The 24,846-nt window shown below is 62.6% G+C and carries 22 protein-coding genes; 14 read left to right on the forward strand and 8 right to left on the reverse strand.

Going from position 1 to position 24,846, the window contains the following annotated elements:
- The first annotated feature begins 161 nt into the window (after positions 1–161).
- The 3 genes from IAE38_RS01350 (at position 162) to IAE38_RS01360 (ending at position 3,546) form a co-directional block, all read left to right on the forward strand.
- The gene (locus tag IAE38_RS01350; RefSeq protein WP_201215420.1) at positions 162–1,865 is read left to right on the forward strand and encodes an amidase; all 1,704 of its coding nucleotides are present in this window, start codon (positions 162–164) and stop codon (positions 1,863–1,865) included.
- A gap of 86 nt (positions 1,866–1,951) precedes the next feature.
- Positions 1,952–2,626 (forward strand): helix-turn-helix transcriptional regulator, encoded by a 675-nt coding sequence (locus IAE38_RS01355; RefSeq protein WP_201215421.1) that lies wholly within the window; start codon positions 1,952–1,954, stop codon positions 2,624–2,626.
- The gene (locus IAE38_RS01360) at positions 2,623–3,546 is read left to right on the forward strand and encodes a pyridoxal-phosphate dependent enzyme (RefSeq protein ID WP_201215422.1); all 924 of its coding nucleotides are present in this window, start codon (positions 2,623–2,625) and stop codon (positions 3,544–3,546) included. The genes IAE38_RS01355 and IAE38_RS01360 overlap by 4 nt, the downstream gene beginning before the upstream one ends.
- Before the next feature lie 55 nt (positions 3,547–3,601).
- On the opposite strand, the gene IAE38_RS01365 is transcribed toward IAE38_RS01360, so the two are convergent.
- Positions 3,602–3,811, reverse strand: coding sequence for a DUF2945 domain-containing protein (locus IAE38_RS01365; RefSeq protein ID WP_201215423.1), 210 nt, complete (start codon positions 3,809–3,811; stop codon positions 3,602–3,604).
- A 193-nt stretch (positions 3,812–4,004) separates the two neighbouring features.
- Between IAE38_RS01365 and nspC the strand changes: the two genes are divergently transcribed.
- From nspC to IAE38_RS01390, 5 genes are all read left to right on the forward strand, one after another.
- The gene (gene nspC / locus IAE38_RS01370; RefSeq protein ID WP_060483342.1) at positions 4,005–5,102 is read left to right on the forward strand and encodes a carboxynorspermidine decarboxylase; all 1,098 of its coding nucleotides are present in this window, start codon (positions 4,005–4,007) and stop codon (positions 5,100–5,102) included.
- Between the two features lie 33 nt (positions 5,103–5,135).
- Positions 5,136–6,380: a saccharopine dehydrogenase family protein gene (locus IAE38_RS01375; protein WP_060483341.1), complete on the forward strand. Its 1,245-nt coding sequence runs from the start codon at positions 5,136–5,138 to the stop codon at positions 6,378–6,380.
- A 142-nt stretch (positions 6,381–6,522) separates the two neighbouring features.
- Positions 6,523–7,860: a UDP-glucose dehydrogenase family protein gene (locus IAE38_RS01380; protein ID WP_201215424.1), complete on the forward strand. Its 1,338-nt coding sequence runs from the start codon at positions 6,523–6,525 to the stop codon at positions 7,858–7,860.
- 118 nt (positions 7,861–7,978) lie between these two features.
- Entirely contained in the window at positions 7,979–9,199 is a 1,221-nt protein-coding gene (locus IAE38_RS01385; RefSeq protein WP_028634179.1) for a putative DNA modification/repair radical SAM protein, read from the forward strand.
- Positions 9,190–10,062: a TIGR03915 family putative DNA repair protein gene (locus tag IAE38_RS01390; protein ID WP_201163529.1), complete on the forward strand. Its 873-nt coding sequence runs from the start codon at positions 9,190–9,192 to the stop codon at positions 10,060–10,062. Before IAE38_RS01385 ends, IAE38_RS01390 begins: the two co-directional genes overlap by 10 nt.
- 163 nt (positions 10,063–10,225) lie before the next feature.
- On the opposite strand, the gene IAE38_RS01395 is transcribed toward IAE38_RS01390, so the two are convergent.
- From IAE38_RS01395 to IAE38_RS01405, 3 genes are all read right to left on the reverse strand, one after another.
- Positions 10,226–11,197: a biotin-dependent carboxyltransferase family protein gene (locus IAE38_RS01395; RefSeq protein WP_201215425.1), complete on the reverse strand. Its 972-nt coding sequence runs from the start codon at positions 11,195–11,197 to the stop codon at positions 10,226–10,228.
- Positions 11,194–12,081: a 5-oxoprolinase subunit B family protein gene (locus tag IAE38_RS01400; protein WP_201163502.1), complete on the reverse strand. Its 888-nt coding sequence runs from the start codon at positions 12,079–12,081 to the stop codon at positions 11,194–11,196. The genes IAE38_RS01395 and IAE38_RS01400 overlap by 4 nt, the downstream gene beginning before the upstream one ends.
- An 89-nt stretch (positions 12,082–12,170) precedes the next feature.
- Positions 12,171–12,929, reverse strand: coding sequence for a 5-oxoprolinase subunit PxpA (locus IAE38_RS01405; protein ID WP_201163503.1), 759 nt, complete (start codon positions 12,927–12,929; stop codon positions 12,171–12,173).
- Positions 12,930–13,051: 122 nt separating this feature from the next.
- On the opposite strand from IAE38_RS01405, the gene IAE38_RS01410 reads away from it, so the two are divergent.
- The 4 genes from IAE38_RS01410 to IAE38_RS01425 all read left to right on the forward strand — a co-directional run bounded on the left by IAE38_RS01410 (position 13,052) and on the right by IAE38_RS01425 (position 17,534).
- Positions 13,052–13,969 carry a LysR family transcriptional regulator gene (locus tag IAE38_RS01410; RefSeq protein WP_201215426.1) on the forward strand — a complete coding sequence of 306 codons (918 nt, stop codon included), beginning with the start codon at positions 13,052–13,054 and terminating at the stop codon, positions 13,967–13,969.
- An 84-nt stretch (positions 13,970–14,053) separates the two neighbouring features.
- Positions 14,054–16,120 carry a maltose alpha-D-glucosyltransferase gene (treS, locus tag IAE38_RS01415; RefSeq protein ID WP_201215427.1) on the forward strand — a complete coding sequence of 689 codons (2,067 nt, stop codon included), beginning with the start codon at positions 14,054–14,056 and terminating at the stop codon, positions 16,118–16,120.
- Positions 16,121–16,193: 73 nt separating this feature from the next.
- Positions 16,194–16,823, forward strand: coding sequence for a riboflavin synthase subunit alpha (locus IAE38_RS01420; RefSeq protein WP_201215428.1), 630 nt, complete (start codon positions 16,194–16,196; stop codon positions 16,821–16,823).
- 9 nt (positions 16,824–16,832) lie between these two features.
- Positions 16,833–17,534 (forward strand): YoaK family protein, encoded by a 702-nt coding sequence (locus IAE38_RS01425; protein WP_028634186.1) that lies wholly within the window; start codon positions 16,833–16,835, stop codon positions 17,532–17,534.
- On the opposite strand, the gene proP is transcribed toward IAE38_RS01425, so the two are convergent.
- From proP to IAE38_RS01440, 3 genes are all read right to left on the reverse strand, one after another.
- Positions 17,535–19,037, reverse strand: coding sequence for a glycine betaine/L-proline transporter ProP (proP, locus tag IAE38_RS01430; protein WP_201215429.1), 1,503 nt, complete (start codon positions 19,035–19,037; stop codon positions 17,535–17,537). It lies immediately after the preceding gene.
- A gap of 165 nt (positions 19,038–19,202) precedes the next feature.
- Positions 19,203–20,177 carry a porphobilinogen synthase gene (gene hemB / locus IAE38_RS01435; protein WP_201163507.1) on the reverse strand — a complete coding sequence of 325 codons (975 nt, stop codon included), beginning with the start codon at positions 20,175–20,177 and terminating at the stop codon, positions 19,203–19,205.
- A 113-nt stretch (positions 20,178–20,290) separates the two neighbouring features.
- The gene (locus tag IAE38_RS01440; RefSeq protein ID WP_201215430.1) at positions 20,291–21,184 is read right to left on the reverse strand and encodes a PA4780 family RIO1-like protein kinase; all 894 of its coding nucleotides are present in this window, start codon (positions 21,182–21,184) and stop codon (positions 20,291–20,293) included.
- Between the two features lie 189 nt (positions 21,185–21,373).
- On the opposite strand from IAE38_RS01440, the gene IAE38_RS01445 reads away from it, so the two are divergent.
- A complete protein-coding gene (locus IAE38_RS01445; protein WP_028634557.1) occupies positions 21,374–22,054 on the forward strand; it encodes a response regulator transcription factor in 681 nt (226 codons plus the stop codon).
- Complete coding sequence (locus tag IAE38_RS01450) at positions 22,032–23,423, forward strand: sensor histidine kinase (protein WP_201215431.1); 1,392 nt, start codon at positions 22,032–22,034, stop codon at positions 23,421–23,423. The genes IAE38_RS01445 and IAE38_RS01450 overlap by 23 nt, the downstream gene beginning before the upstream one ends.
- Positions 23,424–23,459: 36 nt before the next feature.
- Here the strand turns inward: IAE38_RS01450 and cysS are convergent, their stop codons facing one another.
- Entirely contained in the window at positions 23,460–24,842 is a 1,383-nt protein-coding gene (cysS, locus tag IAE38_RS01455) for a cysteine--tRNA ligase (protein ID WP_028634191.1), read from the reverse strand.
- Positions 24,843–24,846: the final 4 nt, after the last annotated feature.

Below are 24,846 nucleotides of genomic sequence, written 5' to 3' on the forward strand. Positions count from 1 at the left end.
CGCTACCGGCGGGGACATCAATGCCCAATACCGCCCTCAACCGAGGCCCCAACAACAATGCCCCCCTGCACGCACCCATTTGCCCCTGCGCAAACCTGCGCCCGTGAACCCCTTCTTGTACACTCCCCGCACTAGCCCCAACCCGCATTTTTGGTGAACGCATGATCGAGGTAACCGAGGTTTCCATTGCCGCACTGCGCGAGGCGCTCGAAGCGGGCCGCACGACAGCAGTCGAATTGGTCAAGGCCTACCTGGCGCGTATCGAGGCATACGATGGCGCAGACACCGCCACTGCCCTCAACGCCGTGGTAGTGCGCAACCCGCAGGCCCTGGCGGAGGCGGAGGCCTCGGACGCCCGGCGTGCGCAGGGCAAGCTGCTTGGCCCGCTCGACGGCATCCCATACACCGCCAAAGACAGCTATTTGGTAAAAGGCCTGACGGCGGCGTCTGGCAGCCCGGCCTTCAAGCACCTGGTAGCACAACGCGACGCCTTTACCATCGAGCGCCTGCGCGCTGCCGGCGCCATTTGCCTGGGCAAGACCAACATGCCGCCCATGGCCAACGGCGGAATGCAGCGTGGCGTCTACGGCCGGGCCGAGAGCCCGTACAATGCCGACTACCTGACCGCCCCGTTTGCATCGGGCTCGTCGAACGGTGCCGGTACTGCTACTGCAGCCAGTTTCAGCGCCTTCGGGCTGGCCGAAGAAACCTGGTCCAGCGGCCGAGGGCCTGCGTCCAACAACGGACTGTGCGCTTATACCCCTTCGCGAGGCGTCATCTCGGTGCGGGGCAACTGGCCGCTCACCCCGACCATGGATGTGGTGGTGCCTTACGCACGGACAATGGCCGACTTGCTGGAAATCCTTGACGTAGTGGTAGCCGACGACGCCGACCGTCGTGGCGACCTGTGGCGCCTACAACCTTGGGTGCCCATTCCGGCCCCATCCGAGGTGCGCCCAGCCTCGTACCCGGCGCTGGCCGCCAAGGCCGATGCACTCAAGGGCAAGCGCTTTGGTGTACCGCGCATGTACATCAATGCCGATGAACAGGCAGGCACCTCGGAGAAGCCCGGCATTGGCGGCCCGACCGGCCAACGCATCCACACCCGCGCCAGCGTCATCGCGCTGTGGCAGCAAGCCCGCAAAGCCCTGGAGGCTGCGGGTGCCGAGGTGGTCGAGGTGGATTTCCCGCTGGTGTCCAATTGCGAGGGCGATCGGCCAGGGGCACCCACCGTGTACAACCGGGGCATCGTCAGCCAGGCATTCTTGCACGACGAACTGTGGGAACTGTCGGGGTGGGCGTTCGATGATTTCCTGCGCGCCAACGACGACCCCGCACTGAATCGCCTGGCCGACGTAGATGGCCCGCAGATCTTCCCGCACGACCCGGGCACCCTGCCCAACCGTGAGGATGACCTGGCGGCGGGCATGGACCAATACGTCGTCATGGCCGAGCGCGGCCTTAAAACCTGGGACCAGATCGACACCTTGCCAGACGGCCTGCGGGGCCTGGAGAAAACCCGCAAGCTGGACCTTGAAGACTGGATGGACAATCTTGGCCTGGATGCGGTCCTGTTCCCAACCGTGGCAGACGTGGGCCCGGCGGATGCCGACGTTAACCTGGCGTCAGCGGACGTCGCCTGGAGCAACGGCGTCTGGGTCGCCAACGGCAACCTGGCTATCCGTCACCTGGGCATCCCCACCGTGACCGTGCCAATGGGCGTGATGGCTGATATAGGTATGCCCGTGGGCCTGACGTTCGCCGGGCGCGCCTACAGCGACAATGCGCTGTTGACCTACGGCGCTGCGTTCGAAGCTACCGGGCTCCGCCGCATGATTCCGCCTCGCACGCCCCCGCTTGGCTGAGCCTCTGGCAACCGTTACCCAAACGGCTATCGCGCAGGTCAACATTTTGTGTAAATATGCACAGATTGTTGACCTGCGTGAAACCAATGCCCCTCGCACCTGAAGACGAACGCCGCATCACCCTGACCGTGCTCAAGGCCGCCTTGCAGGCCATGGGGAGCGTCGCTGCCCGGAACATGGAAATTCTCCTGCATGACCTCGAGCAACCGGAGCAATCCGTCATTGCAATCGTCAACGGTCACTTGTCTGGCCGTCGCATCGGCAGCCCTATCCTGGCAGCCCCCGAGCAGGACCAGGGTTTCAAGGCGCTGATGCAGGCTACGGCCGACCAGCGCGGCAGTGAGCCCATCGTGCTGCCGGACTACCCGACGCAACTGAAGGGTCGAAGCCTGCGAAGCGCGACAGCCATTTTTCGTGACAGCAATGGCCAGGCATTTGCCAGCCTGTGCATCAACACCGACGTCACCGGCCTGGACGCCGCCATGGCGTTTCTGCAGCAGTTCCAGCCACTGGGCGCGGTGCCCGTCACTCAGGAGGCCGCGGACATCGAGGTGTTGATGGCCGACATAATGCAGGCCGCACTGCAGCGCAGCGGCCAAGGCCGCATGACCAAACAAGCCAAGGTCGACGCCGTGCGGGTGATGCAGGAGCGCGGGCTGTTCATCGTCAAAGGCGGCGTGGAAAAAGCCGCCGCCGCCCTGGGTGTGACCCGCTACACCATCTACAACTACCTCGAACAACTGCGCGGAGCCAGCCAGTGACCTTGCACATCCCGACCCCTTTGATCGAATCGCGCCCGTTGTCCCAGGCCTGCGGCAGCAACGTGTGGCTGAAACTCGACGCCCTGCAACCCAGCGGCTCGTTCAAGCTGCGCGGCGTGGGCCATGCCTGCGAAGTGCACCACGCCCGGGGGGCCCGTCGCTTCGTGTCATCGTCTGGGGGCAATGCAGGCCTGGCGGTGGCTTTTGCGGGGCGCAAGCTGGGCGTGCCGGTGACCGTGGTGGTGCCAGAGACCACCACCGCGCGGGCGAGGGAACTGCTGCGCCAGGAAGACGCCGAGGTGATCGTCCACGGCAGCGCCTGGCACGAGGCCAATGCCTTGGCGCAAACGTTGGTAAGCGCCGATGCGGCTTTCATTCACCCGTTCGATGACCCCTTGCTGTGGGCCGGCCATGCCAGCCTGGTGGATGAGGTGGCGCAAACCGGCTTGAAACCTGATGCCGTGGTGCTTTCGGTGGGCGGCGGCGGGCTGTTGAGCGGGGTGGTCGAGGGGCTGCAGCGCAATGGGTGGGTGGATGTGCCTGTAGTGGCCGTAGAAACCGAAGGCGCGGCGTCGCTGCATGCCGCCATGCGCGCCGGCCACTCCGTGGAGTTACAGCAGCTCACCTCTATCGCCACGAGCCTGGGCGCGAAGCGGGTGGCCGATCAGGCGCTGGCCAGCACCCGGCAGCATCCCGTTGTCAGCCAGTTGGTCAGCGACCACCAAGCCGTGCAAGCCTGCCAACAGTTCTTGCACGACCATCGCCTGCTGGTGGAGCCGGCCTGCGGTGCCGCCCTGGCGCTCGCCTACAGCACCCAGGCGCTGGCCGCGTATCGCACTGTACTGATAGTGGTATGCGGCGGCGCCACAGCCACGCTGGCGCAGATACAGGCCTGGGCTGCTTCAACCCGGCCTCAGTGATAAAAAAGCCCGTGGCAAGCACGGGCAACTGAGCAGCAACGCAGTAACCTGTGTTTCACCCCTTCTTTAGCGCCTGTTCCTTGTGCATGGCCAGGTGCCCGGTCTTGTCACTCTTGACCTCGTATTGCGGCTCGTCCTTGGAGCAGTGGCGCTGGAGCCCGCAGAACTCCACATCCTGGGTATGCACTTTGACCACGGTACCGTGGATGGTGCCGGCTTCAGAATTCCACTGCACCTTGTCACCTGCCTTGTATACGTGACTCATCGGTTTCTCCTGACTGCAGGCTTGGGACGATTGAGATCGTCATATCCAGTTGTTTTACTGAGCCCGCTGTCAGCCAAAAAATTCCTTCGCACTGGCCATACCCGGACGAAATGCGATTGCACCCTTTCGGTCTGCAGCAAGTGAAGGCACAATGCGTGTCCTTTTTTTGGCCGGCCTGGCCGGGGGCCTCTAAATGATCAAAACGCCGTACTACCTCATCGACAAAACCAAGCTGCTCGGCAACATGGAGAAGATCGCCTACGTGCGCGAACACTCCGGTGCCAAGGCGCTGCTGGCCCTCAAGTGCTTTGCGACCTGGTCGGTGTTCGACCTGATGCAACAGTACATGGACGGCACCACCTCTTCGTCGCTTTACGAGCTCAAGCTCGGGCGCCAGAAGTTCGCCGGCGAAACACACGCCTACAGCGTGGCGTGGGCAGACGACGAAGTAGAGGAAATGCTGGAGAACTGCGACAAGATCATCTTCAACTCCATCGGCCAGCTGCAGCGTTTTGCTGCTCAGTCCGAAGGCAAGGTGCGCGGGCTTCGCGTGAACCCGCAGGTGAGCAGTTCCGACTACGCGCTGGCCGACCCGGCTCGCCCGTTCAGCCGCCTGGGCGAATGGGACCCGGCGAAGATCGAGCAGGTGATCGAGCAGGTCTCCGGCTTCATGTTCCACAACAACTGCGAGAACGGCGACTTCAGCCTGTTCGACAAGATGCTGTCGCACATCGAACAACGCTTCGGCCACCTGTTGCACAAAGTGCAGTGGGTGAGCCTGGGCGGCGGCGTGCACTTCACCGGTGAAGGCTATGCACTGGACGCGTTTTGCGCACGCCTGAAAGCGTTCTCGGAAACCTACGGTGTACAGGTCTACCTGGAGCCGGGTGAGGCCGCGATCACCCAGAGCGCCTCGCTGGAAGTGACTGTGCTCGACACCTTGTACAACGGCAAGCACCTCGCCGTGGTCGACAGCTCGATCGAAGCACACATGCTCGACCTGCTGATCTACCGCCTCAATGCCAAGATGGCGCCCAACGACGGCGAGCACACCTACATGGTTTGCGGCAAGTCATGCCTGGCCGGCGATATCTTTGGCGAGTACCAGTTCGACCGCCCATTGGCCATCGGCGACCGTCTGTCGTTCGTCGACGCGGCGGGCTACACCATGGTCAAGAAGAACTGGTTCAACGGCCTGAAAATGCCATCCATCGCGGTCAAACAACTCGACGGCAGCGTCGAGGTCGTACGCGAGTTCGGTTTTGAAGATTACGTTTCCAGCCTGTCGTAAGACGGGCACAGCGAGTAAGGAGCAACAGGTAAATTGAAGAAGAACGTTCTTATCATTGGTGCAGGAGGTGTCGCCAAGGTGGTGGCCCACAAGTGCGCGCAGCATAACGACGAACTGGGTCGTATTGCCATCGCGTCACGGAACATCTCCAAATGCCAGGCCATCATCGACAGCGTCAAGGCCAAGGGTAGCCTCAAGGTACCCGCCGACATCCAGGCCTTCTCGCTCAATGCCCTCGATGTCGAGGCCACCAAGGCCCTGATCCGCGAGACCGAATCGCAGATCGTGATCAACGTAGGCTCAGCCTTCCTCAACATGTCGGTGCTGCGTGCCTGTATCGATACGGGTGTGGCCTATCTGGACACCGCCATCCACGAAGAGCCGGGCAAGATCTGCGAAACCCCGCCGTGGTACGGCAACTACGAGTGGAAACACCTCGAAGAGTGCCAGGCCAAGAACATTACAGCCATTCTCGGCGTCGGTTTCGACCCGGGTGTGGTGAACAGCTACGCCAAGCTGGCGCAGCAGCAATACTTCGACCGCATCGACTCGATCGACATTCTCGACGTCAATGCCGGTTCGCATGGCAAGTACTTCGCCACCAACTTCGACCCGGAAATCAACTTCCGCGAGTTCACCGGGCAAGTGTGGAGCTGGCAGAACAGCCAGTGGACCAGCAACACCATGTTCGAAGTCAAGCGCACTGACGACCTGCCGGTGGTAGGTTCGCAGAACCTGTACCTGACCGGTCATGACGAAGTGCACTCGATCTCGAAGAACCTCGACGTGCCAAACGTGCGTTTCTGGATGAGCTTCGGCGAGCACTACATCAATGTGTTCACGGTGCTGAAAAACCTTGGCCTGCTCAGCGAGCAACCCGTCAAAACCGCCGAAGGGCTCGAAGTGGTGCCGCTCAAGGTGGTCAAGGCCGTGCTGCCAGACCCGGCCTCGCTCGCCCCGGGCTACACCGGCAAGACCTGCATCGGTGACCTGGTCAAAGGCACCAAGGATGGCCAGCCGCGGGAAGTCTTCATCTACAACGTGGCCGACCACGAAGAAGCCTACGCCGAAACCGACAGCCAAGGCATTTCCTACACCGCAGGCGTACCGCCGGTGGCCGCTGCCTTGCTGGTGGCCCGTGGGGAGTGGGATGCCAAGCGCATGGTCAACGTCGAAGAGCTACCAGCAGAGCCGTTCCTCAAGGCGCTTGACGTGATGGGCCTGCCAACCCGCGTCAAGGATGAAAAAGGCGACCGTCCATGGGACGCTGAAGCCTGAGCAACACCCAGGGGGCGCCAATAAGGCGCCCCTTTCTTTTGGCCGCCATCAGTGCGCCCCTTCGCACCCGCCTCACCCAGGTCATATTAAGTAAACAACGCTGTGCCATGTTCTGACGGTGTTCTCGCCATGGGGCTGTCAGATGAAAGTGTCGGTGTTCGGTACCGGATACGTTGGCCTTACCCAGGCCGTGTGCCTTGCTCAGGTTGGGCATACGGTAATGTGCATGGATGTGGATACGGACCGGGTTCAAGCCCTCGCCCAAGGCAATTGCCCGCTGTTCGAGCCAGGCCTGCCGGCCATGCTCCAGCACAACCTGGCATGCGGGCGCTTGCAGTTTACTGCCGATGCTGGCCAAGCTACCCACCACGCTGCTGTTCTGTTCATTGCAGTCGGCACCCCTGCCCTGGCCGACGGCAGCGCAGATTTGGCCCAGGTAATCAGCGTTGTCGATAACATCGTCGAGCACGCCGTCGGGCCTAAGGTGATCGTCAACAAATCCACCGTACCGGTCGGGACGGTAGACCTCATCAAAGCGCGCATTGGGCAAGCCGTGAGCGATGCCGGCCGCTTTCAGGTGATAAGCAACCCCGAGTTCCTGAAGGAAGGCTCTGCGGTAGACGACTGCATGCGCCCAGAGCGCATCATCATCGGCGGTGCAGGGCCAAACGCGCTTGCACTGCTGCGCGAGTTGTACCAGCCGTTCAGCCGCAACCGGGAAAAACTGATGGTGATGGACGCACGCAGTGCCGAAATGAGCAAATACGCGGCGAATTGCATGCTGGCCACGAAAATTTCGTTCATGAACGAAATGGCCAGCCTGGCCGAGCACCTGGGTGCCGACATCGAGATGGTGCGGCGCGGCATAGGCTCTGACTCGCGTATCGGCTACGATTTCATCTATGCGGGCTGCGGGTTTGGCGGTTCGTGTTTCCCGAAAGACCTGCAGGCCTTGCGCCACAGTGCAGAGCAGGCAGGCTTGCAACCGCAGATCCTGCAAGCTGTTGAGCAGGTGAATGAACGGCAGAAAGGCCTGCTCTTTGCCAAGATTCAACAACATTATCCGGCAGGTATTGGCGGCAAGGTGTTTGCGGTATGGGGGCTGGCGTTCAAACCCAATACCAATGACATCCGCGAAGCACCTAGCCGCGTGCTGCTGGAGGCACTGTGGGCCGCAGGGGCCCGTGTACAAGCACACGACCCGCAGGCCATGGATGAGATCCAGCGGTTGTACGGCGCTCAACCCCACCTCACCTTGGCAGCCAGCAAGGAGCATGCGTTAGCAGGCGCTGATGCGTTGGTGATCGTCACCGAGTGGCAGGACTATCGGGTCCTCAACCTTGAAACAGTACCCGGGCAACTGGCCGATCGTGTGGTATTCGATGGTCGCAACCTGTACGAACCCGAACACATGGCCAGCGCCGGCTTGACGTATTACGGCATTGGGCGTGGAGAACGGGTGTCTGCATTCGGCTCTTGATGAAAAGCGTCCGTTTCTGACCAATTTTGTCGGATTTCTTACAGGCGGCTGTCAGGACGCTTGCAATCCGCCCCGGCCCTAAATACTGTATGAATAGTCAGTATAAAGGGTCAGCGCCATGCAACTCATTGCCAAACTCGGCATTCTTGCCGATGCCGCCAAATACGATGCGTCCTGCGCCAGCAGCGGTGCGCCCAAGCGAAATTCGCGGGGTGGTGACGGCCTTGGCGCAACCAATGGCATGGGCATCTGCCACAGCTACACGCCCGACGGCCGCTGCGTATCGCTGCTGAAAATATTGCTGACCAATTTTTGCCTGTACGACTGCCAATACTGCGTGAACCGCCGCTCCAGCAACGTGCCCCGCGCACGCTTCAGCCCCGAGGAGGTGGTACGCCTTACTCTGGATTTTTACCGGCGCAACTGCATCAGCGGCTTGTTCCTGAGTTCCGGCATCATTCGCTCCGCAGACTACACCATGGAGCAGCTGATACGTGTTGCGCGGCTGCTGCGCGAGGAACACAACTTTCGCGGCTATATCCACCTCAAGACCATCCCCGACGCCGACCCACTGCTGATTGAAGAAGCCGGCCGCCTGGCGGACCGCCTGAGTGTGAATATCGAACTGCCAACGGACGAAAGCCTCCAGCGCCTGGCGCCAGAAAAGCATGCGCACACCATTCGCCAGGCCATGGGGGTGATCCACCAGGGGCAGCAGGCGGTGGCGAACGAGCCGAAAGCACCGCGCTTTACGCCCGCCGGTCAAAGCACCCAGGTTATCGTGGGAGCAGACAGTACCGATGACAGCACCTTGCTGCGCAATGCCGAATCGCTGTACCAAGGCTATGGGCTCAAGCGTGTGTACTATTCCGCCTTCAGCCCCATCCCCGACAGCCCGGGCAGCGTACCGCTCGCGGCGCCGCCGTTGTTGCGTGAGCATCGGCTGTACCAGGCTGACTTCCTGTTGCGCGGTTATGGTTACAAGGCTGGGGAGCTGCTGGGCCAGGCCGGGAACCTGGCCCTCGATATCGACCCCAAGCTGGCTTGGGCCCTAGCTAACCGGGAGGTATTCCCGTTGGACGTGAACCGTGCCGAACCCGCCCTGCTGGCACGCATCCCGGGTATTGGCCTGCGCAGCGTGCAACGCTTGGTGGCGCTGCGGCGAGAGCGGCGCATTCGTTACGACGACCTCATTCAGCTGCGCTGTGTGCTGGACAAGGCCAGGCCCTTCATCGTCACCAGCGATTACCGCCCAGCCCAGGCCGAATTGCGCAGCGGGCTGTTGCGCGCCCGCCTTCGTGAGCCGCAGGCACCTGTGCAAATGGGGCTCTGGGGGTGATAGCGCTGGATTGCGACAACCTGTTCAGCACCTGGCGCTCGCAGGCGCGGATGCTGTTGAGCCATGGCGTCGATCCTTCACAGGCCACCTGGTCCCAAGGCCCGGTGGCTGATCTGCTGGCAGAGGCAGTGGCGCTACCTGAAGTTCAAGGGCCGTTCCGCGCATCCATCCCCGCTGCCTTGCTTGGCCAGCTGGAGCAGGCCTCCCGTTATCACGGGGAACAACGCTGGAATTTTCTGTACGAGGTGCTGTGGCGCGTGGCCCACGGCGACCGTACCGCGATGCTGGCGGGTGATCGCCTGGGCAGTGAACTGCACCGGCGTATCAAGCAGGTAAGCCGCGAGGCGCACCATCTGCATGCGTTTCTGCGCTTCGTACCCCTGCCAGAATCATTGGTGGGGCCTTTGCAACTGGACCTGGTGGCCTTCCATGAGCCGGCACACGATATTCTGCAAAGCGCCAGTGGGCATTTTGCAGACCGGCTGGGGCGCTTGCGCTGGTTGATCGCAACACCTCGGGACGGCATTCGGTTCGATGGCCAGGCGTTCGATTATCAAAGGCAGTGCCCTGCGCTATGGCAGCAGTGGGCGCGCAATGCTGAAGACCCAGGCGCCGAACTGTGGCGTACGTATTATCGCCACACGTTCAACCCAGCCAGGCTCAACCCGGATGCCCTGCGCTTGCACATGCCAGGCCGGTTCTGGCGGCATCTGCCGGAGGGCATGCTCATTCCCCAGCTCGAAGGCCTGGCGCGGCAAGGTAAACAGCGGGATGGGCAGGCTCAGGAAGTGGCGGCCCAGGGCGGGAAAACGATCAGCGCCATTAAGCGTGAGGTGTTGGCCGCAAAGCCTCCGACTCAGTGACTGGCACCGGCTTCGCCGGTGTTCGCGGGTAAACCCGCTCCCACAGTGATTGCGCCAGCTTTGAGATCTTGTGGAAGACAGGTGCTCCCACAGATTGCCCCGCTGCTAACTCAACACATAAAGCCGGCTGGCTGGCAAGGCAGTGCAGCGCGGCCCGCCAGCCTCAACCGAACAACCGCTCCAGGCAGCCGATACGTTTCTTGTACACGCGGCGCGCTTCCAGTGCCTGGTCCATGGTCACAGCCAGAAACCGTGCCTGTTGGTTGGGTTGCATCTGCCCCACCAGGTCCAGGTCAGCACTGATCACCGTGCCGATCATGGCATAGCCCCCGCCAGACACCGCATCGCGGTGCAGAATGATGGGCTCCAGCCCTGCCGGCACTTGGATCGAACCGATGGGGTAACAGCTGTCGACGATGTTGGACGGGTCAGACCCTGCGCCGAAGGGCTGCTCCCGCGGCTCGAAGCCCAAAGCGCCGCCCCCTTTGTAGCGGTAGCCAATACGGTCAGCCTCGGAGCCTACCGTCCAGGCGTCCGTGAAAAACCGGCGGGCCGCTGCCTCGGTCAACCGGTGGTAGTAGAGCCCCGGCACCACCCGCAGCACCACCTCGCCCCCCAACGCCTGGCGCAGGGCCATGGGCAGGCTGGCATTGACGCGGCCCTTGCCGCTGGGTACGCCCACCGCAAGGCCGTCCCCGGCCATCAGCTTGCGCCCCTGAAAACCGCCCAGGCCACCCAACGCGTAAGTGGAGCGGCTGCCCAGCACTTCGGGTACATCGATGCCACCGGCCACTGCCAGGTACGCCCGGGCGCCCGCCGTCGGGAAGCCAAACCGCAGCACCTGCCCGGCACGCACGGCGAATGAGGTATCGGGGCGCTGCTCACGGCCGTCGACCAGCACGGCCATCTGCGCACCACACACTGCCACCAAGGCATCCTGTACAAACTCAAGTTCAGGCCCCACCAACGCGCATTCGATGCAGGCGGCGCCAGCCGGGTTGCCCACCAGGTGGTTGGCGGTTCGCAGGGCGTACTGGTCAAGCGCGCCCGACGGTGGAATGCCTAGGTGATAGAACCCCTCGCGCCCCAGATCTTGCACAGAGCTGGCCAGGCCGGGTTCGAGAACCTTGATCATGCCAGTGCCTCCTGCAGCGACTTGGGGTACCCCGCAGGGTCTTCCAGAAAGGCATCCAGGGAGAACGCCACCGGGCGGATGCGCAAATCGAAAATCCCTTGCTCCACCTCCGCCACCGCCTGGTCGTAGGCGGCACGGTCCATGGGTTTGAACTGCACGATGTCACCGGGGCGGAAAAACACCATGTGTTCCTTCAAATAGCCAAGCGCTTGCTGAGGGTCATAGATGGGTGCGGGCGTGACGCCAAACATCTGATAACCCCCTGCCCCACGTACCGAATAGATGCAACCGAAGCAGCCACCGTGGCCCAGGGTAAGCCTGGGGGTGTCGGTGCGCGGGCGCAGGTACTTCGGCACCTGTAATTGCCGCTCGCGCTCCACCATCTGGAACATGAACGGCAGGCCCGCCACAAAGCCGACCATGGACACGAACCAGGGCGCACCGCTGTGGGCCTCTATAAATGCATCCACCCCTTGCAGGCCATTGATCCGGGCAGCGTATTCGAGGTCAGTGCTGTCTGGGTCTTGATGGCGGTCGCGAAAGCGCATCAGGGTTTCGTGGGTCCAGGGGTCGTTGTACAGCACCGGAATTTCGATGATGCGGGTGTGCAGCGAGCGTTCGGCAACCGCCTGGGTCTCGGCGCCCTGTACGGCCTGCAGCAGGGCCTGCGGTGCAATGCGGTCCGGGTCGAAGCGGATCTGGAACGAGGCGTTGGCCAGGCAGATGTCCAGCACACCGTCTAGGTCAAGGCGCTCCACCGCACGGGTGATGGCCATGCCTTTGAAAAAGGCCTCGAGCGACATACTGTCGCTCACTTCGGCGAACAGGTGCTCGTCAGCGCCGAAGCTGTAACGGACGGGGGTTGAAGCGAGCGATTCGGCCATGACTGTTCCTTTTTTGGAGTCTTTGTAGAAAGGCAGGCAAAAGCAACTGTGGCAGGCTCCGGCTTGTATGCGCCGGCTAGCCGTGTTTTCTAGCGTGGCGCACGCACTTCGATGCCCGCGACCCTCAGCGCCTCACGGGTAGCTTCAACCAGGTCCAACGCCCCAGGCGTGTCGCTGTGCAGGCAGATGGAATCGAATGCGATTGCCAGGTCCTGGCCCTCGACAGTACGCACAACACCCTGCTGGCAGGCCCGCACCACGCGCTCGGCGACGGCTGCAGGTTGCAATGCCCGAACATTGCGTGTGAACACGATCGAGCCGCTCGCATCGTACTCGCGGTCGGCATAGAACTCGCGAATCACAGGCTGGCCGAGCTGTTGAGCGATACGGCAGATTGCCGAGCCCGGCATGCAGTACAGCAGCAGGGCTGGCTCGACCGCCTGCAGGTTCTGCACCAGTAAACGCGCGGCTTCTTCGTCCCGTGCCAGGTGCATGTACAGCGCCCCATGGGGCTTGACGTGCTGCAGGCTTACGCCTTGGGCGCGGGCGATCTCACGCAGTGCCCCTAGTTGGTAGAGGATGTCGTCTACCAGCTCCTGAGCCGTGGCGTTGATATGGCGGCGCCCAAAGCCAACCAGGTCGCGAAACCCCGGGTGCGCCCCAACCGCCACCCCAAGCGCCTTGGCCCGGGCAACAGTGCGGCGCATGGTGCCTGGGTCTCCGGCATGGAAGCCGGTCGCGATATTGGCCGAGCTGATATGCGTCATCAGTTCGTTGTCCACGCCGTCGCCGATAGTCCAGGGCCCGAACCCTTCACCCATGTCGGAATTGAAGTCCACCACCTGCATAAGCCTGCCTCCCGGCACTTGTGACTGCATGCCTGCCACGGTAGATTCCTGCCACCCCCTTGGGAAGATCTATAAACAGAGGGGGTATCTTCGGAAAATCAGATACCCGTGGAGGTGTAGCGTTGTCCCTTACCTTGCGTCAGGTTCGCTACTTTGTGGCCACCGCCGAAATCGGCCAGATCTCTCAGGCTGCCATCCACCTCAATATCTCGCAGTCCGCCATCACCACCGCCATCAAGGAACTGGAGGCGCTACTGGGTGCCCTGCTGTTTCAGCGCTCTGCCCAGGGCATGAGCCTGACCGAGGCCGGGCGGCACTTTCTCAACCGTGCCTACGGGATTCTGCGCAGCGTCGACGATGCACTCAACAGCCCGTTGCCGGATGGGCGCGCCAGCGGCTTGCTGCGCCTGGCGGCCAGCTACACCGTCATTGGCTACTTTTTGCCCCATCACTTGCAGCGCCTGGAGCACTGGCATCCCGACGTCACCCTGGAGCTCTACGAACAGGAGCGCAGCGCCATCGAGCACGGCCTGCTCGATGGCCGCTTCGACATGGCCGTCGTACTCACGGCCAACCTCACCCACCCGCACATCGTCTCTGAAACCCTGTTCAACTCCGAGCGCAGGCTGTGGTTGCCCGGGCAGCACCCCTTGTGCGAACGCTCGGCGGTTAGCCTGGAAGACGTGGCAGGCGAGCCCTTCATTCTGCTGACGGTCGATGAAGCCGAGCACAGTGCCATGCGTTACTGGAAGCAAGCCGGCCAGCGCCCCAACGTAAGGGTGCGGACCAGCTCGGTAGAGGCCGTGCGCAGCATGGTTGCCAATGGCAGCGGCGTGGCGATTTTGTCGGACCTGGTGCACCGCCCCTGGTCACTGGAAGGCAAGCGCATCGAGACGTTGACCATCAGCAACCCGGTGCCACCCATGAGCGTGGGCCTGGCCTGGCACCGCGAGCGCGCCTTCAGCCCGGCCATGCAGGCTGTGCGTAATTACTTCCGCGACGCCTTCCTGGCACCACAGCAGTTGGCAACGCGGCGCTGAGGGCAAACGCGCATACAGGCCGAACGTTCCGCGTGCGTCGCCGTCATAACCTGAGCCGGTGCCGACACGCAAAGAGGACGCGACATGACCCAACCCGACCCGTCATACGTCAAATGGCTTGAAGAGCGTTCCATGCTCAAGGCTTCCCAGGAACGTGCCAGCCTGTATTCCGGGCAGTCGCGGCTTTGGCAGCAACCCTATGCCGAAGCGCAGCCCCGCCGCGCTACCGAGATCGCCTCGGTGTGGCTGACCGTGTACCCGGACGCGATCATCGCGCCTGAAGGTTGTTCGGTACTGGGCGCACTGGCCCACGAGGCGTTGTGGAAGCGCCTGTCAGAAATCGGCATCCAGGGTGTGCATACCGGCCCCATCAAGCGCTCGGGGGGCATTAACGGCCACGAAGTCACGCCGAGCATCGACGGCAACTTCGACCGCATCAGCTTTGATATCGACCCGCTGTATGGCAGCGAGCAGGAAGTGGTGCAGATGAGCCGCATGGCCGCCGCCCACAATGCCGTGACCATCGACGATCTGATCCCCTCGCACACCGGCAAGGGCGCGGACTTCCGCCTGGCCGAGCTGGGCCTGGCACCCTACCCCGGCCTCTACCATATGGTCGAGGTGCGCGAGGAGGACTGGGACCTGCTGCCGGAAGTACCCGCAGGGCGCGACTCGGTCAACCTGCTGCCAGCGCAATGCGACGAGCTCAAGGCCCGTCACTACATCGTCGGGCAACTGCAGCGGGTGATCTTCTTCGAACCCGGCGTCAAGGAGACCGACTGGAGTGCTACCCCACCCATTACCGGCGTCGACGGCAATACCCGCCGCTGGGTCTACCTGCATTACTTCAAAGACGGCCAGCCCTCGTTGAACTGGCTGGACCCAACCTTCACCGCCCAGCAGATGATCATCGGCGATGCCTTGCATGCACTGGATTGCCTGGGCGCACGGGGTTTGCGCCTGGATGCCAATGGTTTTCTCGGCGTTGAAACCCGCGCCACCGGCACCGCCTGGTCAGAAAGCCACCCCCTGTCGATCGTCGGCAACCAGCTGATCGGCGGCATGATCCGCAAGGCGGGCGGCTTTAGCTTCCAGGAACTCAACCTGACCCTCGACGACATCGCGCAGATGTCCAGCGGCGGGGCCGACCTGTCCTACGACTTCATCACACGGCCCGCCTACCAGCACGCCCTGCTGACCGGCGACACCGAGTTCCTGCGCCTGATGCTCAAGGAAATGCACAGCTTCGGCATCGACCCGGCCTCGCTGATACACGCCCTGCAGAACCACGACGAACTGACGGTGGAGCTGGTGCATTTCTGGACGCTGCATGCTCACGACATGTACCTGTACAAAGGCCAGACGTTGCCTGGCAGCATCCTGCGCGAACACATACGCGAAGAAATCTACGAACGGCTGTCTGGCGAACATGCGCCCTACAACCTGCGCTTTGTCACCAACGGAATTTCCTGCACTACCGCCAGCCTGATCACGGCGGCTCTGGGCATTCGCGACCTTGAAGACCTGAGTGCCGATCAGCTGGAGTGGGTGCAGAAAGTGCACCTGCTGCTGGTGATGTACAACGCCATGCAGCCAGGCGTGGTGGCGATTTCCGGCTGGGACCTGGTGGGTGCACTGCCACTACCGGCAGAAGCTGTTGCTGAACGCATGACCGATGGGGACACGCGCTGGATTCACAGGGGCGCCTACGACCTGGCGGGGCTCGACCCGGAGGCCCAGGCGTCGGTGCGGGGCATGCCGCGTGCCCGTGCCCTCTATGGCAGCCTGGATGAGCAACTTGCACGCGACGACTCCTTTGCCAGCAAGGTCAAGAAACTGCTGGCGGTGCGCCAGGCCTATGGCATCGCCACCAGCCGCCAAGTGCTGGTACCCGACGTCACCACGCCCGGGCTGTTGGTCATGGTGCACGAGCTGCCCGCCGGCCGGGGTATCCAGATAAGCGCCTTGAACTTCAGTCAGCAGGTAATCGCCGAAGAACTTCAGCTGGCCGGTTTCACACCGGGGCCCGTGGTGGACATGATCAATGAGACCGTCGAGGGCGACCTCACCGAAGACGGCCGCCTGATGGTGAACCTGGACCCGTACGAGGCGCTGTGCCTGCGTATCGTCAACAGCACCGGGCACGTCTGAACCCCGGGCAACTTGCTTTTGCGACGCTACAGGCATAGCGTGCGGGGGTTCCCATCCGTGCCCAGGAGCCCCCATGTACACCGGCATCGTCCAGGCCGTGCGCCCTTTGCTTGATGTGACCCGTCACCCAGGCCACAACCAGTTCACCATCGACCTCACCCCTGCACTGCTGGACGACCTCAAGGTCGGCGCCAGCGTGAGCGTCGAGGGCACCTGCCTTTCCGTCACCGAAATCGACGGCACCCAGGTTCGCTTCGATGCCATGACCGCTACCCTCGAACGCACCAACCTGCGCACCTTCGTTTCAGGGCACCAGGTCAATATCGAGCGTTCGGCGAAAATGAACGCGGAGGTTGGCGGCCACTTGATGGCGGGCCATATCGCCACCACTGCCGAAGTGGTCGAGCTCTGTATTGCCGAGAGCGGTGCCTTCGTGCGTTTCCGCATGCCGGCCGAGTGGGGGAAATACGTGTTCGCCCGGGGCTTCATCGGCGTAAATGGTTGCAGCCTGACGGTGGCCGATATCGACGACAACGTAGTCACGATCAATCTGATCCCGGAGACGCTGCGGCAAACCACGTTCGCCCGCTACACGCCCGGCGACCTGCTGAACATCGAGGTGGATCACCACACCATGGTGCTGGTGGATGTGGTTGAACGCACCATCAAAAGCACCCTCGCCCGCGAAAACCTGCTGCCCTGAGGCCTGCCCATGCTGCCTTACGCTCCAACTGCACGCACCGCCAGGCGCCTGCGCTTGCAAGTCTTGCGTGGCCGCGTAGGCCTTGGCCTGGTGGCTGGCCTTTCGGTGCTGGCGGGCATGACCGATGCGATCGGCCTGCTGGCGTTGGGCGACTTCGTGTCGTTCATGAGCGGTAACACGACCCGCCTTGCCGTCGCCATCAGCGAGGCAGACGCGGGCATGGTGCTGCGCCTGAGTGGCGCGGTGCTTGGGTTCGTGGCCGGGAACGCCGTTGGCGTGATGCTGGCGCGCGGATGCCGGCGCCGTGCCTGGCCGGTATTGGTGGTGGTCGCCGGGTTACTGGCGTTTGCCGCAGCCTGGCCGTGGCCGGCTACATTCCCTGCTCTGCTCGCGGCCACCGTGGCCATGGGCATGATCAACGCGGTCGTGGAACAGGTGAACGGGCTGCCCATCGGCCTGACGTATGTGACCGGGGCGCTGTCACGCTTTGGCCGTGGCCTGGGGCGCTGGCTGCTTGGGGAGCGTCGCAACGGCTGGCGGGTGCAACTGGTGCCGTGGGCGGGGATGTTGCTGGGCGCGGCATTGGGGGCATGGCTGCAGAAACACCTGGGCCTGCAGGCCCTGGCAGGCAGTTGTGCCTTGACCTGCCTGCTGGCCCTGGTGTCGCTGTTCATACCGCGTTCATGGCAGCGGGGCTATATGCCCCACTGATCAATCGATGCGCGGATGCTGCTGCACCAGCAGCTTGCGCTTGGCTTCCAGCTCGGCGATCTGGGTGTCGATGTCCTCGATCTTCTGCTCGATATTGTCGTGGTGCTCCTGCAGCAACTCACGGGCTTCACCAATATCCGATGCCGCGGGGGAGGCGCCACGCAGAGGCTTGTTGGCGGTTTCCTTCATGGTGATGCCGGTTACCAAGCCGATCACCGCGATGACCATCAGGTAGTAAGCCGGCATGTACAGGTTACCGGTGCTTTCCACCAGCCAGGCTGCGAGGGTGGGCGTCACGCCCGCAATCAGCACCGAAATGTTGAAGGCGCTTGCCAGGGCGCTGTAGCGGATGTGCGTGGGGAACATCGCCGGCAATGTCGATGCCATTACGCCGATGAAGAAGTTCAGCAATACCGCGATCAACAGCAGGCCTGCGAAGATCAGGCCAAGCACACCACTGGTAATCAGCATGAAGGCCGGGATGGCCAATACGAACAGGCCGATGCTACCCACGATGATGAAGGGACGGCGGCCAACCTTGTCGCTGAGCAGCCCGATGATCGGCTGCACGAACAGCATGCCCACCATGATCGCGATGATGATCAGCACACCGTGGTCTTCGCTGTAATGCAGGTTGTGTGACAGGTAGCTGGGCATGTAGGTGAGCAGCATGTAGTAGGTCACGTTGGTCGCAATCACTACCCCGATGCAGGTAATCAGGCTACGCCAGTGCTTGGTTGCCACCTCCTTGAACGACACCTTCGGCCCCGAGGCCAGGCCTTCACGGTCACCTTGCTCCAGTTTTTCCACGTGTTGCTGGAACGCCGGGGTCTCTTCCAGCGCATGGCGCAGATAGAGGCCGATAATGCCCAGCGGCAGTGCCAGGAAGAACGGCAGGCGCCAGCCCCACTCAAGGAACTTCTCTTCTCCCAGTACTGCGGAGATCATCACGACCACACCGGCACCCAGTACAAAGCCGGCGATGGAACCGAAGTCCAGCCAGCTGCCGAGGAAGCCGCGCTTGCGGTCGGGTGCGTACTCGGCAACGAAGATGGACGCGCCGGTGTACTCACCGCCTACCGAGAAGCCTTGGGCCATCTTGGCCAGCAGCAACAGTATCGGCGCCCATATCCCAATACTGGCGTACGACGGTATAAGGCCGATGGCAAAGGTGCTGAGCGACATGATGACGATGGTCGCTGCCAGCACTTTCTGCCTGCCAAGCCGGTCCCCCAGCGCGCCGAAGAACAGCCCGCCCAGCGGGCGGATCAGGAACGGCACCGAGAAGGTGGCCAGTGCTGCGATCATCTGCACGCTGGGGTCGGCGTTGGGGAAAAACACCTTGCCCAGTGCATAGGCGACAAAGCCATAGACCCCGAAATCGAACCACTCCATCGCGTTGCCGAGTGCTGCGGCCGTAATGGCCTTGCGCATCTTGGCGTCGTCGACGATGGTGATGTCCTTGAGGCCGATTGGCTGGACTTTTTTCTTGCGAGACTTCATTTGTGTATCCCTGACGGTGACTGCTCTATGCCATCAGATACAAAGGGACACTAAATAATTCAGCGCTTAGTGATTTTTTGTGCAGGGGTTGCGGCGCTGGTCTCCCACGCGCCGCACCCGTCAAGAACAACACCTCCCAGCCAAACCGCATAGCCGACGCTTGGGTCAAATACCTTGCAACGCCAAATCCATCGCAAAATACGTAAGGATCACATCCGCACCCGCGCGTTTGATGGCGCCGATGCTCTCGCGCACCACCCGGCCTTCATCGATCGCCCCAGCCAGGCCACCGAACTTGATCATGGCGTACTCCCCGCTCACCTGATAGGCGGCCAACGGCAAGCGTGACGCCGCACGAATGTCGGCGATAACGTCAAGGTAGGCACCGGCTGGCTTGACCATCAGCACATCCGCCCCTTCCTGCTCGTCCAGCAGCGATTCGCGCACCGCCTCACGGCGGTTCATGGGGTTCATCTGGTAGCTCTTGCGGTCGCCCTTCAGCGCCGTGCCGCCTGCCTCGCGGAACGGCCCGTACAGCGAAGAGGCGAACTTGGTGGAGTAGGCCATGATCCCCGTGTCATGGAACCCGGCCCCGTCCAGGGCGCTGCGGATCGCCTGGACCTGCCCGTCCATTGCAGCGGAAGGTGCAATGAAGTCGGCGCCCGCCGCGGCAGCGATGACGGCCTGCCTGCCCAGGTTTGCAATGGTGGCATCGTTGTCCACGCCATGGTCGTGCAGCACACCACAGTGGCCATGGCTGGTGTATTCGCAGAAGCAGGTGTCGGACATCACTACCATTTCCGGCACGGTGTCCTTGCAGATGCGCGACATACGGGCCACCAGGCCGTTCTCGTTCCAGGTGTCGCTGCCAACCTCGTCCAGGTGGTGGGACACGCCAAAGGTCATCACCGAGCGGATGCCGGCGCGGGCATAACGCTCGATTTCCTGGGCCAGCCGTTTTTCAGGGATACGGTTAACCCCTGGCATCGTGCTGATCGGCACGAAGTCATCGATACCTTCTTCAACGAAGATCGGCAGGATCAGGTCTTCGAGACGAAACTCGGTTTCCTGGAATACAGTGCGCAGCGACTCGCTCTGGCGCAGGCGACGGGGGCGAACGGACGGAAAACGGTTGGGCATGACAGCTCCAGGGAATTTGAACGGCGTATACCTTATGCCTGCGGCGGCGCAGTGAAAAGGCCAAATGACGAGTTATTGCCCTGCGTCAAAGGCAATGATCGCAGGGCGCAGTTTCAACGCATCCAGGGTGGGGTTGGCTCTTCGGCCTTGGGCGCGCCCTGCTCGGCCTCGGCACGCGCCTCGCGGCGGCGTGCGTCGTCCAGCCGCGCAGCGTCGATCTCGCGCATCACACCTGCAACGTCTGCCGCCTGTTCCTCATCTTTAAATACCCCGGTCAGCAGGCTGTCCGGGCGCAGTTCGCCGGCTTCGAACAAGGCCCACATTTCCTGCGCATAGCGGGTGGCCTTGAGTTCCGGGGCAAAACGGCCGAAGTAATGGGCCATGTTGGTGACGTCCCGCTCCAGCATGCTGAACGCGTGGTTATTGGCCGCCGCATCTACCGCCTGGGGCAGGTCAATGATCACCGGGCCGTCGGGGCCCAGCAGCACATTGAATTCCGACAGGTCACCGTGCACCAGGCCTGCACACAGCATCAGCACGATCTGACGGATAACGAACCCATGGTAGTCGCGTGCCTGGTCTGCCTCGAGGTGCACATCGTTCAGGCGCGGAGCCGCATCGCCATCGGCATCGGTCACCAGCTCCATTAACAGGACGCCGTCCTGGAAGTCGTAGGGCTTGGGCACCCTTACCCCGGCGCCCGCCAGGCGGAACAACGCGGCCACTTCAGCGTTCTGCCAGGCATCCTCCGCCTCCTTGCGCCCGTACTTGCTGCCCTTGGCCATCGCCCGGGCCTGGCGGCTGTTACGCACCTTGCGGCCTTCCTGGTACTCGGCGGCCTGGCGGAAGCTGCGCTTGTTGGCTTCTTTATAAACCTTGGCACAGCGCACCTGGGTGCCACAGCGCACCACGTACACGGCCGCTTCCTTGCCACTCATCAACGGCCTGAGTACCTCGTCGACCAGGCCATCTTCGATCAGGGGTTCGATTCTTTTAGGGGTCTTCATCAGGCTGTGTTCGGGTCCTGGCTGTATTGCCGTACATCCTCTCACAGCCAGATTCCAGATGCTTGCCTGTGTTCACGAGAGGCAGCGTGCACCTGAGCGTGCCAATGGCGCTAGATGAATTATTCTTAAATCGCCGGCCAGCTATTATTTGGCACAATCATGTCTCTATCTGGATGCCCGGGAACCCGCATGCCTCGCGTACTCACCATCGAAGACGACGCCGTCACCGGCCAGGAAATCGTCGCAGAACTCAACAGCCACGGCCTGGAGGTGGATTGGGCCGACAATGGCCGTGAAGGGCTGGCCAAGGCCATTGCCGGCGGCTATGACCTGATCACGCTGGACCGCATGTTGCCAGAAGTAGACGGCCTGACCATCGTCACCACCTTGCGCAACCTCAAGATCACGACGCCCATTCTGATGATCAGCGCCCTGTCCGATGTGGACGAACGGGTGCGCGGGCTGCGCGCAGGTGGGGACGACTACCTGACCAAGCCGTTCGCCTCCGATGAAATGGCAGCACGGGTCGAGGTGCTGCTGCGCCGCAACAGCGTGCCCCTGACCGAGACCCGCCTGCAGGTCGCCGACCTGCAGCTTGACCTGATCAGCCATGAAGCCCGCCGTGGCGAGCAGGCGCTGAACCTGCTGCCGACCGAGTACAAGCTGCTGGAATACCTGATGCGCCACAGCGGCCAGGTGATTACCCGCATGATGATCTTCGAAGAGGTATGGGGCTATCACTTCGACCCCGGCACCAACCTGATCGACGTGCACATCGGCCGCTTGCGCAAGAAAATCGACATGCCAGGCCAATCGCCACTGATCCGGACCGTACGGGGCTCCGGCTATGCCATTGCTGAACCCGTCTAAAGGCTGGAGCTCGTCCACCAGCCGCCTGCTGGCGCTGTACAGCTTCCTGTTCGTGGCCTGGAGCAGCATCCTCATGGGGGTGCTGTATTTCGAGGTGTCCAGCTACCTGAACAAGCTCACCCGCCACTCGATGCTGCAGCGCCAGCACCTGTTCGCCCACATGAGCGGCAAGCAACTCGACGACGCCCTGATTGCCAGCCAGGCCTTCGAAGAGCGCAGTTTCGATGCCTACGGCCTGTTCGACACCCAGCTCAACCCACTGGGCGGCACCCTTCGCAACCTGCCGCCGGAGCTTGGGCTTGACGGCAGAATCCACGAACTCAAGCGCTGCCTGGATGCCGATGACCCGCGCATGCCCCGCGACAGCTGCGATGCCGTAGCCATCAAGGTGCAGGATGGCCGCTGGCTGGTGCTGGTGCGCGACAACGGCTCGTTGTTCGTGGTCACCCGCATCATCCTTCACGCGTTGCTGTGGGGCATATCGTTAACGCTGATACCAGGTTTTGCTGGCTGGTACCTGCTCAGGCGCCGGCCACTCAAGCGCATCCGCGCCATTCAGGCACAGGCCGAACTGATCGTGGCCGGCGACCTCACCCATCGCCTGCCCCTGTCAGCCAGGCGCGACGAGCTGGACATGCTGGCCGCCATCGTCAATGCCATGCTCGACCGCATCGAACGGCTGATGCATGAGGTGAAGGGCGTGTGCGACAACATCGCCCATGACCTGCGCACCCCCCTCACCCGCCTGCGCGCCCAGCTGTACCGCATCCGCCAGCAGAGCAGCCACGACCCGGCGCAAGCCGAGGCACTGGACCAGGCCATTGGCGAAACCGATACCCTGATGGCGCGCTTTCGGGGGCTGCTGCGCATCAGTGAGCTGGAGGACCGCCAACGCCGTGCCGGCTTCGTCGAACTCGCGCCCCACGACCTGCTGGTGGAGTTGCACGACTTCTACCTGCCGCTTGCCGAAGACGGCGGCATTCGCCTGGAGCTGCAGCAGCCGTCGCGATTGCCGGCGCTGCACGGGGACCGCGAGCTGTTGTTCGAGGCGCTGGCCAACCTGGTGGGCAATGCCATCAAGTTCACCCCCGAAGGCGGCCACGTACGGCTCTGTGCCAGGCACGACGACGAGGGTATTCACTTGGGGGTCGAGGACAGCGGGCCGGGCATCCCGGAAGAGGAGCGCGCCGCCGTGTTGAAGCGCTTCTACCGCAGCGATGAAGGCCATCGCCACGCAGGCTTCGGGCTGGGGTTGTCGATCGTTGCGGCAATCGTCGACTTGCATGGCTTTGGGCTGGAAATCGGCGAAAGCGAGTTGGGCGGTGCCAAGCTGGTGCTGCACTGCCCGCTACCCGGGGTAACCCAGTAAACGGAGGGCCGCCACACGGCGGCCCCCACGCCCCTGTCAGTCAGCCAGGCGCCAGGTGGTGGTGCCCTTGCTGTCTTCCAGCACCACACCCATGGCCGTCAGCTGGTCGCGAATGCGGTCCGACTCTGCCCAGTTCTTGTCCGTACGCGCCTGCAGCCGGGCCTGGATAAGGGCTTCGACCTCAGTTGCATCCACCTTGCCTTCGGCGCCGGCGCGCAGGAAGTCATCGGCCTCCAGCTGCAACACCCCCAGCACATCACCCAGTTCACGCAGGCGCCCGGCCAGGCCAGCGGCTGCTTGTGGGTCGCTTTCGCGCAGGCGGTTGATCTCGCGCACCAGGTCGAACAGCACAGCGCAAGCTTCTGGCGTACCGAAGTCGTCGTTCATGGCCACGCTGAAACGCTCGACGTACGCCTCACCGCCACTGGCTGCCACACGCGGCAAACCGCGCAGGGCGTGGTAGAACCGCTCGAGCGCACCCTTGGCATCACGCAGGCTGTCTTCGGAGTAATTGATCGCACTGCGGTAGTGGCTGGCCACCAACAGATACCGCACTACCTCCGGGTGATACTTCTCCAGCACATCGCGGATGGTGAAGAAGTTGTTCAACGACTTGGACATCTTTTCGCCGTTGATGCGGATCATGCCGCAGTGCATCCACGCGTTGGCGTATTGCTTGCCGGTAGCCGCCTCGCTCTGGGCAATCTCGTTCTCGTGGTGTGGGAACTCCAGGTCGCTGCCGCCGCCGTGAATGTCGAAGCTGTCGCCCAGGCAGCAGGTGGACATCACCGAGCACTCGATGTGCCAACCGGGGCGCCCCGGGCCCCAAGGCGATGCCCAGCTCGGCTCGCCGGGTTTCACGCCTTTCCACAGCACGAAGTCCAACGGGTCCTGCTTGGCTTCATCCACCTCGATGCGGGCACCGATGCGCAGGTCTTCGATTTTCTTGCGCGACAGCTTGCCGTAACCGACGAACTTGCCCACACGGTAATAGACGTCGCCGTTGCCAGGCGCGTAGGCGTAGCCTTTGTCGATCAGGGTCTGGATCATGGCGTGCATACCGGCAATGTGGTCGGTCGCACGGGGCTCCTGGTCGGGCGGCAGGATGTTCAGACGGCGCTCGTCTTCGTGCATGGCGTCGATCATGCGCGCCGTGAGGGCATCGAAGGTTTCGCCGTTCTCGTTGGCACGGTTGATGATTTTGTCATCGATGTCGGTGATGTTGCGCACGTAGGTCAGGTCGTAGCCGCTTTTGCGCAGCCAACGGGTAACCAGGTCGAAGGCCACCATGCTGCGACCATGGCCCAGGTGGCAATAGTCGTAGACGGTCATGCCGCACACGTACATGCGCACCTTGTTGCCATCGAGCGGCTTGAAGGTTTCTTTCGCTTTGCTCAGGGTGTTGTAGATGGTAAGCACGGTG

The sequence above is a fragment of the Pseudomonas sp. S32 genome, from assembly GCF_016648095.1.
GTDB classification, from domain to species: domain Bacteria; phylum Pseudomonadota; class Gammaproteobacteria; order Pseudomonadales; family Pseudomonadaceae; genus Aquipseudomonas; species Aquipseudomonas parafulva.